The organism is Desulfosediminicola sp., from assembly GCF_048381775.1.
Lineage (GTDB): Bacteria > Desulfobacterota > Desulfobulbia > Desulfobulbales > Desulfocapsaceae > Desulfopila > Desulfopila ganghwensis.
The window spans coordinates 68,006-83,733 of sequence record NZ_JBLXGE010000009.1; the positions used below are offsets into that span (position 1 = coordinate 68,006).

Annotated in this window: 13 protein-coding genes; 5 read left to right on the plus strand and 8 right to left on the minus strand. The window is 48.1% G+C overall.

All coding sequences use genetic code 11. The features are described 5' to 3' along the window. Window positions 1-98 precede the first annotated feature (98 nt). Window positions 99-701 (plus strand): YSC84-related protein, encoded by a 603-nt coding sequence (locus ACN5NT_RS15260; RefSeq protein WP_419176001.1) that lies wholly within the window; start codon window positions 99-101, stop codon window positions 699-701. 136 nt (window positions 702-837) lie between these two features. Here the strand turns inward: ACN5NT_RS15260 and ACN5NT_RS15265 are convergent, their stop codons facing one another. The 5 genes from ACN5NT_RS15265 to ACN5NT_RS15285 all read right to left on the minus strand — a co-directional run bounded on the left by ACN5NT_RS15265 (window position 838) and on the right by ACN5NT_RS15285 (window position 8,228). Further along, complete coding sequence (locus tag ACN5NT_RS15265) at window positions 838-1,728, minus strand: phospholipase A (RefSeq protein ID WP_419176002.1); 891 nt, start codon at window positions 1,726-1,728, stop codon at window positions 838-840. An 804-nt stretch (window positions 1,729-2,532) separates the two neighbouring features. After that, entirely contained in the window at window positions 2,533-5,256 is a 2,724-nt protein-coding gene (locus tag ACN5NT_RS15270; RefSeq protein ID WP_419176003.1) for a DUF2339 domain-containing protein, read from the minus strand. Window positions 5,257-5,337: 81 nt separating this feature from the next. Further along, the gene (locus ACN5NT_RS15275) at window positions 5,338-5,922 is read right to left on the minus strand and encodes a pyridoxamine 5'-phosphate oxidase family protein (RefSeq protein WP_419176004.1); all 585 of its coding nucleotides are present in this window, start codon (window positions 5,920-5,922) and stop codon (window positions 5,338-5,340) included. Between the two features lie 350 nt (window positions 5,923-6,272). After that, complete coding sequence (gene rph, locus ACN5NT_RS15280; protein WP_136796524.1) at window positions 6,273-6,971, minus strand: ribonuclease PH; 699 nt, start codon at window positions 6,969-6,971, stop codon at window positions 6,273-6,275. 213 nt (window positions 6,972-7,184) lie between these two features. Next, window positions 7,185-8,228: a TRAP transporter substrate-binding protein gene (locus ACN5NT_RS15285; RefSeq protein ID WP_136796523.1), complete on the minus strand. Its 1,044-nt coding sequence runs from the start codon at window positions 8,226-8,228 to the stop codon at window positions 7,185-7,187. A 363-nt stretch (window positions 8,229-8,591) separates the two neighbouring features. On the opposite strand from ACN5NT_RS15285, the gene ACN5NT_RS15290 reads away from it, so the two are divergent. The 4 genes from ACN5NT_RS15290 to ACN5NT_RS15305 all read left to right on the plus strand — a co-directional run bounded on the left by ACN5NT_RS15290 (window position 8,592) and on the right by ACN5NT_RS15305 (window position 12,141). Next, window positions 8,592-9,629 carry a TRAP transporter substrate-binding protein gene (locus tag ACN5NT_RS15290; RefSeq protein ID WP_136796522.1) on the plus strand — a complete coding sequence of 346 codons (1,038 nt, stop codon included), beginning with the start codon at window positions 8,592-8,594 and terminating at the stop codon, window positions 9,627-9,629. Window positions 9,630-9,831: 202 nt separating this feature from the next. Next, on the plus strand, window positions 9,832-10,341 hold the full coding sequence (locus ACN5NT_RS15295) for a TRAP transporter small permease (protein WP_136796521.1): 510 nt from the start codon (window positions 9,832-9,834) through the stop codon (window positions 10,339-10,341). A gap of 2 nt (window positions 10,342-10,343) precedes the next feature. Next, window positions 10,344-11,630 (plus strand): TRAP transporter large permease, encoded by a 1,287-nt coding sequence (locus ACN5NT_RS15300; RefSeq protein WP_419176005.1) that lies wholly within the window; start codon window positions 10,344-10,346, stop codon window positions 11,628-11,630. 82 nt (window positions 11,631-11,712) lie between these two features. Continuing rightward, complete coding sequence (locus tag ACN5NT_RS15305) at window positions 11,713-12,141, plus strand: universal stress protein (protein ID WP_136796519.1); 429 nt, start codon at window positions 11,713-11,715, stop codon at window positions 12,139-12,141. Window positions 12,142-12,195: 54 nt separating this feature from the next. On the opposite strand, the gene ACN5NT_RS15310 is transcribed toward ACN5NT_RS15305, so the two are convergent. From ACN5NT_RS15310 to ACN5NT_RS15320, 3 genes are all read right to left on the minus strand, one after another. Next, window positions 12,196-12,552 carry a GTPase gene (locus tag ACN5NT_RS15310; RefSeq protein ID WP_136796518.1) on the minus strand — a complete coding sequence of 119 codons (357 nt, stop codon included), beginning with the start codon at window positions 12,550-12,552 and terminating at the stop codon, window positions 12,196-12,198. Between the two features lie 187 nt (window positions 12,553-12,739). Then, entirely contained in the window at window positions 12,740-14,632 is a 1,893-nt protein-coding gene (locus tag ACN5NT_RS15315) for an MtrB/PioB family outer membrane beta-barrel protein (RefSeq protein ID WP_419176006.1), read from the minus strand. 13 nt (window positions 14,633-14,645) lie between these two features. Next, complete coding sequence (locus ACN5NT_RS15320; RefSeq protein WP_419176007.1) at window positions 14,646-15,620, minus strand: DmsE family decaheme c-type cytochrome; 975 nt, start codon at window positions 15,618-15,620, stop codon at window positions 14,646-14,648. Window positions 15,621-15,728 lie beyond the last annotated feature (108 nt).

Here is a 15,728-nt window from a genome sequence, read left to right on the forward strand (position 1 = left end):
TCGGAAGGTGCAAAAACAGGCGACACTTTGCGGTAACGGTTCTCATCCCTGCCAGCACCATTTTCAACAACCATTCGGATCCATTACAGGAGTCGATTATGAAAACTACATTATCCGAAAGTCAGACAGAATCGAACTCGAAATCAGGAGTTCAACTCCCAATCATTCTATTTTGTATCAGTGTATTGCTGCTGATTCTCCAACCGAAACTCGGCTCTGCCGCCACTGCCGCCGAAATTGATCGCGATGTAAATATCGCACTGCAAAAGCTTTACGATATCAATCCGACCGCACGAAAACTCTCAACCAGCGCCAAAGGCATCATGGTATTTCCCAACATCATTAAAGGTGGGCTGATTATTGGCGGACAATACGGAATCGGTTCTTTGAAAATCAATGGTGCAACGTATGGATATTACCAAACAGTTGCAGCATCGTACGGTTTACAAATCGGAGCCCAAACTTTCGGCTATGCGATGTTCATCATGACAAACAACGGCCTGAACTACCTCAAAGACACCAAGGGGTGGGAAGTTGGCGTTGGACCATCTGTTACTGTTGTGGATGAAGGAATGGCAAAAACGCTTACCACAACCAGCACCAACGAAGATATCTACGTATTCTTCTTCAACCAGAAGGGACTTATGGCCGGTCTGGGTATACAGGGAAGTAAAATCAGCCCCTACACGCCAAATCCCTGATTCTGAAATTGGGTCTGTTATAGCATCAGGCTGAAGTGGAAGAGTACTTCTTTCTGATTCGCTCTGATCTTCAGCTTAAAAAGGTCGCGATCAGGGCGAATCAGATACTTTCTTACAACCCGATTCCCCGTAAAGTTTACAGCAAATCTGTAAGCAGGATCCCCACCCCCAGCCTGTTTACATATCGGTTGTAATCGATCATGCTCTCGCCATAACCCGAAAAGTACTGCAAATACCCCTTAAGATACGGATAATCGAAAAGTGGGAAACTCCAGCCAAACTCAACCGCCCCTTTCGAAAACCCTGATTCAAGGTTGTTTCTGCTCATCAAACTGAAAACATGTTTATCATGTTTATAAGCCATGCGTAATTCGCCATGCCCCAGAAAATCTGTTATGTCCGGATTGTCATCATCACTTGAACTTTCAGGAATCCTGTACCAGGGCTTAACAGCCAGAACAAAATTCCCCTTCTCCAAAACAATGCTCGCAACAAGCCTGTTCCAACTTCTTGACAGCGTGCTCGCCTGGCCGTTTGACTGATGGTTAATACCTGCTCCAATGGCAGAGGCCTTCAAACCCCAAAATTCCCACTCAGGCTGCATCTGCACCCAGACTTCCGGCTCATGATTCGTCTCACGAAACGGTGATGAAATTTCAGTATTATACACCTGCCAGAAAGAGCGAACTGTATACGCACCCCAGATCCCTATACCCTTGTCAAAGAGATCCAGTGCCAGCGGCGTTTTTATACTGAGCTGAAACTGGGCTTCAGTATCTTCAATGTCGATATCTTCGTTTTCAAACGCTTTTCTAAATTCCTCCGAGCTGTAACCATGAAAATTATGCACACCAAACAACAGGTAATTCTGCCTGTGTGCCATTAGAGTAAACGGCTTCAATACATTTTTCTGATCTACTCTGAGACGTGTTTCCACAGGCCCTTCAGGTTCCCCCTCTGTCATTTCTGTGGAGTCTTTCATCGCAATTATGTTGATACATTCCTCACGAACCTGCCCCAATGTCATCTCATCCGGTGCTGTCTTAAAGTGATGGAGCAAACAGTCATTCAGGGATGAAAACTGTGCGAATGCACGGTCTGGAACCACGAAGCAGATCAAGAAAACAATCAAAATCGACAGTTGAGCATGCCTCCTACCTCTTCTTGATATCGAATGTGACATAAAATGTTTTCTCTCCTTCTTCAACTCAGATAATTTGGGGTAAATGCATCGGTTGTACATATGGTTGTAGAAAAATAGCTAAGTTTCCGAAAACAGGAAAAGGCTCTCCCAATACAACGTCATTGACATGATAGGCTTTTTACAAAACTTTCGACAACCGATATTTCGTCGCATGGTACCAATGCAGGACGAATTCAGCTACCTGATCACTCTGCTCAACACCCTGTATTGCCCTAAAATACAGGTCATATCCTTAAACTTCGCTATATACCCATATTTTTTATTTTTTTCTTCTCAATTGCTCAGGAATAAAGCTACAACCGCAAAACCCACCCATTCCTCAGGTCAGGTTAACAGCAGACTTATCGAACTTTGAGACGCAAAAGGCGACGAGGTTACCAGAGGTACAGTACTCGCCCGAATCACCCCGGGCACTTGAGAACAGAACTGTACAGCCTGCCAATACCAGGAAGGACTCGCTGGTTATCAGCAGGTTATTGAGGCCCGGAGACGAAGAGGGGTGCAGCTGCAAGATCTGATCTACAACCAATCAAGGGAGAATTGCTGCAACCTCAGCTCACGTGATGAGGCAAAGACAGACCCGGATCAATCAGCCATCACCCCTTCCCAAATACGTCTCCAGCCAGGTTAGACCGTATCCCGCTCTTCAGCAGGCGGCATCGGTGAGATATAGCCAATCACCAGCATCAACGCTCCAACTACCAGAAAAGAAACGATACGAGCTATGGTTTCTGTTCCAGAAAGATCAATCACAAACAACTTTACAACCACGCAGCCAATAAGAACTGCACCGCTTATCCAGAGAACTCTGCTGCCGGATCTGGAAGACCAGAGAGTAACCCCGAGGGCAATCATACTCCATAGCCCGGCGACCGCTGCCTGAAACACGACAGACTGATAGAGCGGTTCCAGGTGATAGGCGATACCGGTCCAATGATGCACGGCGTGGGCGACTATACTATTCGCCCAGAGGAAAACACAAAAAGAAAAGATCCAGCCGATAGCTGCCGGTCGCATTGGCAGCGGCAGATGACAGTGCTCTCTTTTGCAGGCAATGAACCAGCCCAGGAGGGAAAGAAAAACACATATCTGCGACAATTCCAATACATTCAGCAAAGGCAACCATCCCCAGACCATCGCTTCGCCACTGCTGGTCATGCTCCACATCAGCCAGCCAATGAGTGCAGTAGCTATTACCGTGGGAACGATACCAAGATAATATTCAGACCAACGCTGAACCGGCCAGGCCAGGCGTGCCCCAAAACGAATAAGTAATTGCAGGACCAGCGCGGGGAATACGCCCCAGAAGACAACCTGCCACACCTCTGAAAAGCCTGTATTGGCAACATACCAACTCAACTCATAACACAATAGCAGCAACATCAACAAGAAACCTGCACCATGCCAGGAACCAGCCAACCTCTTCGGCCACAATAGATCGAACTGTTGCAGCATCCGGTGCTGGGTGAAAATTGCTACAGCCCAGACCATCGCCCCCCAACCGGCAAAGAGATGCTCCAGGCCATCGTCTGCCAGCAAACCAACCACCCCGCAGAAGAGGAGGACCGGCAGGAACTGGCATTGAGCCACTGCAAGCTGCTTCCAGTTACATTTTCTCGCGGCAATGGAAAGCAGCATGGTCAGTGCCGATGCAAATAACAGCAAGGCGTTGTGATCGCGCAGATATTCGAAATGTCTTGTCGATTCCCGGAAACCACCGTAGTACCACCAGACAATTCCCCAGATAAGCAATGGCCAGCACAGGTACTGTTCCCAGCTCAACGAGATGTCCTTTCTACGATAGAGCCAATAACTGGAAAAGAGTGCACCGGTTCCTATCCAGGCACACCCCAGAAAATAATGATTGATGTACGGCGTGGAACCAAACGGATAAAACACGCTCGCAAGAAAGATAAACCCCGCGCCGAACTGGAGTAGTAATCCAAAAATCCTGGCAAGCAGACGGGATTGTCGAACCCCCACCCAAACCAGAGCCGCACCTTCAAGCGCCCAGGCAGCGACAGTTACCTTACTGTCGAAAGCGAGAGGAATCGACATGCTTACTCCAACTACACCCAAAGCCAGAAAGGCTTCTGACAGCACACGGGACCCTGCCCCCTCTCTCCTGTCACTTCGCCGAAGAAACAGGGCTAGAAGCAGATACATTACGCCGGCTGCCAGAAAACTCACAGCCATACCGTATTCACTCTCAGAGACCAGCTGGTACTGTTGCATCGAGGCCACGATCGGCGTGCCAAAAACTATGGGTCCGTCAATTACACCCTTCAATCTAACCGGCTGCCTGAGAGCAAAAAGTACTGCAATAGCAACATAGAGCACGAAAAAGAGAATAAGAAAAGGCTCGGTGGTATTGAAATGAGCGGCTGAGTATCGATCCAATATCCAGTATGAGCCGATACCGAAAGTGAAAAAGAAACCTATCAGGTTCAGTTCCCGCCAGGTCTTGAACAGGGCAATAGCGAATATTCCTATATTCAAAACAGCATAATATGAGAACAGCAAAACATGATCACCAGCTCCTGTCGACATCAGCACCGGGGCGAGAAAGCCACCGATGACGCCCATCGCGGCAAGCACCCTCGCACTTTGGGCCAAAGCCAGAACACCTGAAAAAATCACCATTCCGACCAGAATGAAGAGAGCTGCCGACAATGGGATGAGCGCATAGAGCTTGGCCGCCGCAAAAGCGGTTATATAGAGAATACCAATACCGCCTCCCTGCAAGCCAAGCCCATACCCGAGGGGGCGATTCCGCAGTCGCCAGCCGAGTAAGACGAGAGATACTCCACCTGATGCCGTCAAAATAAGTCTGGCCCCAATGGAGAGCAGGCTCCTGTCTGCGGCATATTTCAACAAAAATGCCACCCCGAAAAAGAGGACGACAAGCCCGATTTTCACTACGGGATTTCCCTCTGTGAAAAAACGCTTAATGGCTGCAGTCAGCTTATCCGGCAGGGATGACGTCACAGGTTGTTCATCAGAATTGTCCTCATGAGATGCAGACATGCCCGCCTTTTCATCCCCAGAGGCTACAGCAAAAACGACCTCTTCTTCAGGAAAATCTGGTTGTGATGCTACTTTCTCAACACTATTTCTGTCTTTGGTAGGTATCTTTGCCGCAACAGACCTGCTTTCGGTTGCAACTGAAGTCGTCTCTGCCCGGACAGCCTGAGTTGAATCACTCAACCTTTCTTCAAGCTCGAGCAATCGCTTTTTCAAGCCAACCACTTCCGCCAGGCAATAACCGAGCAGGCCACCCACAACAAGACCACCCCAGCCAAGAAATACAGCCGTAACTATTGCAGAAACAACAATTAGAACAAGATGCATAAATACGCTCAGTAATTTTTGACTATCACAACAACCCGTCACCACACATTTTATGAACTGTAAATACTGCAGTACCGAAACTTACCGCCTAAGCAGACTCGCAGCTTCTGAGTCGCCAGGCAAATCACGCCGTGCCAGATACTCAGCGACATGGTTCTTCTCATCATCTGTCTTCTTTTGCAGCAAATCTGATTTAGCCGTAATCGATTCTACCCGAACGGCAACAACGTTACAGATTTTCACACCTGTCATATCAGCCTTAATTTCATCGAAATCCGGTCGCTCTTCATGACGTGCCATCAGCGCATTCAATGCCGCGACCTTTTCATCTATATCCTCAACAATTTCGGCAAGTCCGCGGAGAATTACCGAATGATACAGTTGGTGCACCTGGCAAGGTGGAAGCTGTGAGTTGCATTCCCGCCCAACATAGGAGAGCGGAATATCCACTTCGAAACAGACTTTCGGGTCCCGCTGGATATTATCCATTTTCTCCCCTTTTCGGGCACAATGAAAATAGACAGAACCCCGCCAGTAGACAAAGTTCAGCGGCACGATGTACGGGAACCCGTCTACACCATTGGTGGCGAGTCGACCGATGCGGCAACGTCCCAGAATTCTTGTAATATCTTCACTGTCCGTCACCGCACAGTACTTTTTTCTCATCTAAGCCTCATTAATTAAATTGCTCTGATATCATTACGTTTTTTTATGTGAAGAGCAAATATTTATTGATCCAGACCTGGCAGGCCGAGTACCGCAAGCCCCAACACCGCTTTCATCGAATCTTTCCATCTCACCAATGGTTCATTTTTCAATTCCGCATAAATCTCAAAAACTCTCTCATCCGTCTGACCTGTGAGCAGAGCAGTAACGGCAGTCAGTCATGGGAGCAACCGGTACAGCAATCGATATTGGCTACAACCCACTCTCTGGCGCCACGAATAGGTTGTGGTTGCCCTCTTCTTATCTTTTCTTTCATTCGCGCCCATACTGCCACCTTCTGCTGAATATCATCAATCCCAATAAGTAAAGAGTTCGTTGATACCCTTTCTGGCAATGCCCATTACTTTCAAAAACTCTTCTTCGGCAAAAGGCACTCCTTCTGCGGTTCCCTGAATTTCAATCCAGCATCCATCACCGGCCATTACGAAATTGGCGTCGGTCTCAGCTGAGGAATCTTCTACATAATCGAGATCCAGCACCGGAACTCCATCAACAATACCGGCTGAAATCGCTGCCACCGGCTGAATTTCCGGCATTGTCTCCAACTTGCCTGCGGCAACCAGTTTCCTGAGTCCATCACGCACCACCAAAGCACCACCTGTAATGGATGCGGTCCTGGTTCCGCCATCAGCATTCAGCACATCACAATCCACTCTCAGAGTCCGCTCGCCGATAGACTTAAGGTCCACCATCATCCGGAGGCTTCTGCCGATCAAGCGTTGAATTTCTGAGGTTCTGCCGGACCTGCCGTTTGTTTCCCGCCGATAACGGCCACTGGTCGCACAGGGCAGCATGCCGTACTCGGCCGTGATCCACCCCTGCCCTTTTCCTTCAAGGAAGGGAGGAACCTTTTCTTCGATGGTCAACCCGCAGATAACATGGGTGTTGCCCATTTTGATTAGGATGGAAGCGTCCGCATTAAGTTGAATCCCACGCTCTATTGATACCGGGCGCAATCCATCAGCAGCCCTGTTAAACGATCTTTTCATAAGGTACTTCCTTACTTCTGATATGAACTCTTGATTGGTAACCCAACACCTCTCGTAGCATTTCGGATTCCCTTCTTCTGTTATCTTAAAAAAATTAAAGGGCTTGGCGAATGCACCAAGCCCCTTAAGCATACCCCTGAACCGTTCAGAATTAAAACGTATTTTTATCTTTATTCTTAAGCTGTTCAGGTATTTTTATTATCCCTGCCCCTGCTACCTGAGTGCTTCACGTACAGTGGCAAGATAATCACTACCGATCTTTTTCTCCCAGGCTGAATATACTTTTTCGGTGTTCTTCAGCATTATCTGACGATCCTCCTCGCTTAAGGTGAAAAAGGTTACTCCATCAGCTTTTGCTGCAGCAATTTCATTGTTCTGCTGGAGACGGGTTTTTTCACGGGCAGCGGCGCTCTCCTCGGCGATTACCCGCAGCAGGATTTCACGAATATCCTGGGGGAGCTTCTTGAGCCATCGACTGTTTACCATATGTACATAAAGTCCCTGCGCATAATCAAGCTCGGTATAATAGCGGGCAACAGTAAATTTTTTTGAAATATTGCAAACGATCGGAGTGTGATCAAGACCGTCAATTACGCCGGTCTGCAACGCCTGTGGCACATCAGGCCATGGCAGAACTGCAAACTTCAGACCCCAGGCTTTATAGGAGTCTATATTTACAGGTGCCTGGGCGATACGAAAATTCACCCCTTTTGCATCTGCAAGCGTCTTCACAGGCCTGGTTGTGGCCCAGCCATAACTTCCATAGCCGGTGAAATCTACTACCTGAATATTTTTAGAAAGCGCCGCGTCCCGAAACGGCTCCCAGGTTGCAGGGGTACTACGAAAAGAATTGAGCTTATCAAAAGTGTCGACGACATAGGGGAGATTGACAATACCGAGTTCAGGTGCGATGTTTGCCGCAGCAACCGACGAAGTCATCATGCCCTGTATTGCCCCGAATTTCAGTTTGTTTATAACATCTTTCTCACCACCCAATTGACTCAATGGCCGAAAGTCCACATAAAGCTGGCCTCCGGTTTCCTGCCAGACCCTGTCACGAATTTTAAAACCTACGGCAACACCCTCAATAGCCGGATGCCCAACACATGAGAGCAGATAGGTATACTTGGCACCTGCTGGGTCAAAAGAGGGTTTCCATTGCTCCAAAGGATCACTGGCAAAAGAAAACTGGACTGATGCCAAAAGCACCCAAACAGCCACGCACACACGCAGTATAACCGGCTTGATTGTATTCATTTTTTCTCCTTGAAAAGGTCAGTCTTTGAGAAGAGAAAGCTACCGGAACCAAAACACCAACGCCATGCATTTTCCTTGAAAATGCAAATGGATACAACAAAAAAACTTCATCAGCTGTAACTATATTAATAATCGACGCCACAAGACTCCTGGTTTCAAAAACAGCTAATTAAGCAACGGCACCCTCGTGGATTAACTTTGTTCGCTTTTATGCTCAACAAACCTTATTTCATTAATTTTTAATTTGAAATACTGAACAATTCGTGTTAAGCAGTTTCGCTACATAATGAACAAAATTCATATCTTTCGTGGTTAAAGATTTTTTCCATTAAGGATAATCCCCTACGTGAGGAGAAGAAAACGATGAAAAAGCTTTTTGTTGCGATCCTGATGTCCTGCTTGGTTCTGCCAGCAACTGTCATGGCAGAAGGGAAAAAAGATCCGCTTGCGGCCTGGAAACCTAATTTTGACCCAAGCACGGCTGAGTATACGTACATACTCTCCAACATCAGCCACCCGGTAATCGAAGGTGTTGCCGTGGGCTACCGTATCCGCGATGCGGTATGGGAGAAAACAAATGGAAAAATCTACGTTGATTATCGACCTCTTGCCCAGCTCGGCGGTGAAAAGGATGTTATCAGCAAGCTGAAAATCGGTGCAGTACAGGGAATGCTCTCCTCCTCTGTTGCTGCAGCAAACGTCTCTGATCGCCTCGGCATCGTCAATCTTCCCTATGTGATAGATACCTTCGATAAGCTCGATACCTTTAGAAATACCCCCGAGCTCTGGGAGCCTTTCGCCAATGGTGCACAACGCCAGGGTCTCATTGTCGCCGACATTACCGGTTATGGTCCTTACGGCTGGGCGACAACCAGTCCCGTTCGCACCAACTCCGATGCCAAGGACGTAAACTTCCGTATCGCTGAAGCCCCGGTCAACACCGATGCATATAAGGCCTGGGGCCTGAAGTTCACCGTTATGCCTTGGCCTGATGTCCCCCAGGCACTCCAGACCGGAGTTATAACCGGTCTCGATCACACCGCCATTGTCTGCAACATCACCAAGAAGTTTACAATTGCTAAAAACTTCACTGAGTTGAATTATGCCCAGGGCCTTTTTATTCACCTGGTGAACAAGCGCTGGCTGAACAAGCTGCCAAAAGACTTGCAGGAAACTTTCCTCAGTGTTATCAAGGAGGAAAGCGAGAAAACACGTGCTCTTACCCGTCAGCAGCATGATGCACAGGTAGCTAAGGCCAAAGAAGCCGGTGTCGAATTCATCAAATTGTCAGATGCGGAAATCGTTGCCCTTAAAAATCAGGCAGAACCGGTTCTGAACAAATGGGGACAGAAGATTGGACCTGACTACCTTGCCAAGGTTCGCGAGACTCTTGGTAACTAACGACGCAAGTTGATTGAGCTGATCACAAACCCGCATTTCTCATGAACTGAAGGCCTCACAGCCTGAGTTGATGCGAAATCCAGGTTAGTCGTTGAATGATCGGATGTATTTTTACGGGTTGATGGGGGCATTCCCCCCATCGACCCTTTTTTCTTTTCTCAGGTAATAGACAATCTCTACCTCTCCAACTAACAGATCAGGCATGTTTAAAAAAGTCTTTAAACCGATTGACCGGCTCTTCCTCTTCATTGAGGAATGGTCATTGTTTGCAGCGGTCTGCATCGCCTTGCTAACCGCTATGGCCAATGTTATTCTGCGAAAAGCCACCAGCGATTACTCACTCTACTGGTCGGATGAGGTGGTACGGAAAGTGATCTATTTCTCAACTTATATAGGTTGTGTCGCTGCCATTCGCAGCAGATCCCTGATTCGCATTGATGCCTTGCCGCAGATGTTGCCCATCCTGAAAAAACCGCTTAGCCTGCTCTCCCACCTGGCAGTACTGATTTTCTCAAGCTGCATGATCTATCTTGGCTGGCAAATGACCATGATGATGTATGAAGATGAATACGCCCTTACTGCGACCCTGCAGATTCCCGAATGGTACTTTTACGCTGTATTGCCACTGATGGGAGTGATGATGTTTGTCAGGACACTCATCACCATGCGTGAAGACTGGACTGGCGTAAGCGACATCACTGGGGGCAACTGATCATGGAAAATTCATACCTGATGATTTTTGCCCTCCTGCTTGGCTGCCTGGCTTCCACCATGCCGGTTTTCATGGCGCTGTTTTTCACCGGAACAGTCGGCCTGGTCTGGGGGGTGGGTATCGACCCGCAGATTGTCATTGAAGTGCTCTACCGCAGCATGGATAAATTTGCCCTGGTGGTGGTGATGTTCTTCGTACTCTGCGGAAATATCATGACCACCGGTTCCATCGTCCAGAAGCTTATCAAGACAGCCAACGTAATGGTCGGTTTTCTGCCTGGCGGGCTGGCGATGGCCGGCGTGCTGGCTTGCGGCTTTTTCGGTGCCATCTCCGGTTCTACCGTCGCCACTGTGGTCGCAATCGGCGGTTTTATGATTCCCGCCCTTATCGAGAATAAATATGACGAACGATTCTCTGTAGGACTTATGACCACTGCTCCGATTCTTGGAGTGATCATACCGCCCTCCATTGCCATGATTCTCTATGCCATGGTGAGTAACGACCAGCTGGAAGCGCTTTTCCTCACAGGTTTTCTGCCTGGCGTTTTGATCATGGTAGCCATGAGCGTCTACTCCTATTTCATCTGCAAGCGTGCAGGCATGGAGCGCCAGAAAAGGCCAACTTCAAAAGAAGTTATCTCTGTTTTGAAAGAGAGCGGCTGGGCACTCTTTTTGCCTGTGCTCATCTTCGGCGGCATCTATTCAGGTATGTTTACCGCCAACGAGGCGGCAGTTGTGGCGTGCTTTTACGCCTTTTTCGTCGAGATATTTATTCACGGGGACATGAAGATCAAGGATGTGAAACGGGTTGTGGTCTCATCCGCCGTCACCTCTGCAACCCTTTTGATCATTGTGGCAGGTGCTTCCGTTTTTGGCGAGTACCTCACTTTTGAGCAGATTCCAGGCAAGATCGCCACAGTAGTTGTGGAAAATATCAGCTCCCCCTGGGTTTTCCTGATTTCGGTGAACATTCTGCTTCTGATCATCGGTATGTTCATGGACATCATCTCGGCAACCTTGATCCTGACCCCGATCTTTCTGCCTCTGCTCAGTAAATTCGGCATCGACACCATGCATTTCGGGCTGATCATGACCATCAACCTGGGTATTGGCTACTGCACCCCGCCACTTGGCGTCAGCCTCTATATCTCTGGTGCCACGGTCGATCGCAACCTGCTTTTTGTCTCAAGAGCGGTTATGCCGTTTCTGCTGATTCAGATGGCGATCCTGCTGCTGCTCACCTTCTGGCCCGGGCTTGTATTACTGCTGCCTAATCTGATATACGGATAATATACGAGAACAGTATGAAATCATATTGCATCGAACGCAATACACCCGTTGGACCAACCGACTTCTGACCCTGAGGAAAACTATGGAACCAAAGATTCTGATTCCCCTGGATGATTCCCCAACAGCCAGAAAGACAGTTGAAGCGGTAATTGAACAACGCAATCGCTTTCCGCAGACACTGCATCTGCTTTACGTCATTAATCAGGAGCAACTCGCCTACAGGATGATTCCGGATTTTCAGCTGGATATGGTGCGGGAGAATGCCCGTAAAGCCGGTATGCAATTACTTGAACGTTATGAGGCTCAACTTGGGGAAGCGGGGTATTCGTGCGAGCTGATACTGAAGACCGGCGATCCGCGACAGACAATTTCTAAAATCGCCAATAATGATGGCTACCATCTGGTCGTTGTCGGGCGTCATGAAGGGGGCGGAGAGATACGCAATGTGATATTTGGCTCAGTCGCCAACCACGTACTGCACAACGTGCGATGCCCGGTTTTACTGTTCTAAAATATAAAAAATCTGCCGTTGCTGCTTTCGTTCATTGGAACACAGCTTCGGCAATTACCCTGCCTCCACCGCTTCTATTGCCTTGATCAACTCTTTCAGGGAAGTAAAACCAGCCAACTGTTCACGGGAAAGCAGAACCTCAAGTTGGCTGGAATCGCCCTTCACTTTCAAAACCACCGGGTAATCATGTCGGGTTTTGAACTGCTGCTCAAATTCATCCCTGTGCAAAAACAGCATTTCGATTTTTGCATTTTCACGAAACGCCCGCCACTCCGGATTTTCTTTAAATGTTCCGTGGGTAAGGCTACATAAAAAGCAGTCATAGCTGGCCGGGCTGAAGAGTTTGTGACCGATATCCTTCACTGTACTCACCAGACCGCTGTCGGCATTGTATACGAAAATCAATTGCATATCGTTTCTCTCAAGCGTGTTAGGAACACCCCATCAACTTAGAAATTAAACTCATAACTGTATTATACCCTCAACCAATGACACCACCTGAAAAAACAACTCCTGGCAGACAGCATTTGCCCGACAGGAGTTGATGTGTAAATTATAATACAACTTCAGTGAGTCCGCTCAGCGTAATCTGCCCAGACTAAAACTTGTACTTCACACTGAGATAGCCTGTATGACCTTCGTAATCCTGGTCATCATACGCTCCGGACAGAAAAGTATCCCCTCTCGATCCTGGCACAACAATTACATAGTTATTCCACTGGTCATCCGAATAATCCCATTCCTCATACACATAGCCCAAAGTAACCGACCAGGCCTCGTCTATGAAGTAGGTTCCTTTAAGTGAGAGAATATGCTGGGTGAAATCCTCAACCTCGTCAGTGTCAATGATGTCTGCGCTATCAAACTCAGATTTACCATCACTCTCTGCCCAATCCCACCCTGCATAGAGCCTCAGTTTTTCGGCCATAAAATAAGCCTCAATATTGAGCCCTGCCGCATAGGTGTAATAGGTTGTTTCTGCGGCATCACCTAAATCTTCACTGTAATCCCTCTCAAAACCGACATAAAAGCCTGTGTTGACATTCGATTGAATTGCCCATGTACCAGAAAAATAGAGGTCATAATGATCGAGTTCAACCAGCCCCACTTCGGTGTCATCATAGTCGGCATTAAACCAGGTGAACTCGAGATCAAGACCAAGGTCTTCAACACCGTAATAACCACCTTCCAACTCAACCTGATTCCTGTCCTGATCAGCTACATCATAACTCCTGTAACCTTCGTCCGTTTCGCCAGGTTCAACGGTGTAGTCGCCACTGCGGGTGAGGAAACTGTACTTGGCTCGTAATTCCACATCTTCAAGCGAATAGTTTCTGGCCTGGATAAAAAACAGGTTATCATCAGCCCCGTCGGAATCGCTTCTCCCCTCGTAATCTTTATTGAGGTAGTGGTATCCACCATCAATTCTGTTATTACGCGAAAGCTTGTAGTCGGCTTCGATACCAGTCTTAAAGATTTCGCTGCTGTAGTTCTCATTCTCATTGCCATCCAGGGTTGTCAACACAGTGGAATCATTGTCCCGATCGTCATATCTGGCCAGCAGTTTCAGGTCCAGATCTTCAATCGGTTCAAACTTCCAGGAGCCGTTCACATGCCACTTGGTTATCTCACCATCAAAATTTCTGGTCTCCCCCGGCACAACAATGCCCAGTTGCTCATCGCTCTCCGTTTTAGAGTATCCAGCATTCAACGCTACCACAGAACCATAATACTCCGGTCGCCAGACCATTTTTCCGAGTACTTTCGCCACATCGTTATCAGGTGGCAATGAGCCGATAGTGTCATCTCTGGTCAACGAATCATCCTCATTATCAAAATTAATGAATTGACCCGTCAGACTAGCGGTTAGCTTCTTGGCCCGGTAACCACCGGTAATGTTAAACTGGTTCTCTTCCCAATCGATGGGGGCCGGAAACTCTGCAGAGGATGTACCGCCATAAGGCATGACTCCCGAGGATTCCATATTGCTCGCACCAAACTGTACAAAGTAGCCATTTTCAAACGCGTACTCTACATCACCACCATACTTTTCCCGCTCCTTCTTATAGTCGAAACTATTCCAGAGAGCCGGTTCAGTCTCCCCGGTACCCACCAGCGTATCACTGCCGATACCATCATAAGGTGTCAGGGCATCTTCAGTGATGTTATGGATAATTTCATCGTAGTACAGCAAGTACTTCAATGACCCGAAACGGCCTCCGTTCAACCAGTAGGCCTGATCGTCATAGGCTATGTTCTCGGCCAGAAAGTCGATATAATATCCGCCTTCCCAGTACGAGAGGATATCCACATTGCCGTATACACCATTATCAATATCCCGATATTCATTAAATTTAGCCTCGTCCCCGTCCACATCAAAAAGACGTCCGCCAAATTCTACATATCCATCCAAGTCCGGCCCTGCTGCCGTAGCATCAGTTACACCCCAGCAAAGGGAAAGCATGGCCAGAACACATATTCGTTTCTTCATTTTTGCTCTCCTTTTACTTTCTGAAACGGCTACCGTCTCTGTCAGCTGACATGCTTCCATGCACCGTCTGATGACAATTCAGACATGCTCTCGCGTAATATCGGTTATTAGGCGTTTCTGAGCCGGTGAAGCCAGATTCTTCACCATATGGCGGAGTATGAACGACCTGGTGGCAACTGTTACAGATGGTCGGCACCTTCTGGACAAGCATTCCTTTATGCCTGCTGCCGTGTGGTGCGTGACATGTGGAACAATCTTCTTCCACTGGCGGGTGCTCCCAGAAATTAGGCCCACGTTTGTCGCCATGACAGTTGTAGCATAGCTCATTCAGGGTCTCAGCCACGATCATGCCGTCTGTGTGGGTACCGTGCGGATTATGACAATCTTTACAGGTTACCTTACCTTCACGGATAGGATGTCTGGCCTGAAGATTCGCATGGACTTTTACACGTGTATGGCACTGGTAACAAACATCCGGGGTCTCTGCTATCGGCGAATACCCCTCATGCATCGGGTGACAGGTAGCACATGCAACATCATATTTCTCATGCTGGCTCATATCCCACATGGAAATCTTTTCACTCTTCACATGACAGTTCAGGCAGGTCTCGTTATACACCTTAACCTCTGCTCCATCCCGGCCTGAAAAGCTGATAATGTTATCCGGCTCTGGGTCATCTGCATGCACTTCTCCAGGGCCATGGCATGATTCGCAGCCAGCTGCAGTATTCCCCGTGGACTCCCAGGCCCGAAAATGGAGTGATTTGTAATAGTGACCTTCCATCTCGTCATGGCACTCCAGACAGGTACTATCTCCAACATAGCCCGTGGTCGTCATTTCCGTGACTATCAGCACCGTCTCCTCAACCTGGCCGGCCAGTGGCTCCCCCCCATCTCCATTTGCGTAAGCGGCACCGTTTACACCCAGCAAAACGAGCGCACAAAACAGTGTCGCATACAATCTCACTCTCTCCATTGTCTGCTTCACGTTCCCCCTCCTTTCATATAGTTTCACCCTCTGGAATTCCCAAAAAACCCTCTGTTATCATAGGCCACATTCAAATTTAAGCTGAATTAATTCGTCAGGTCAATGACC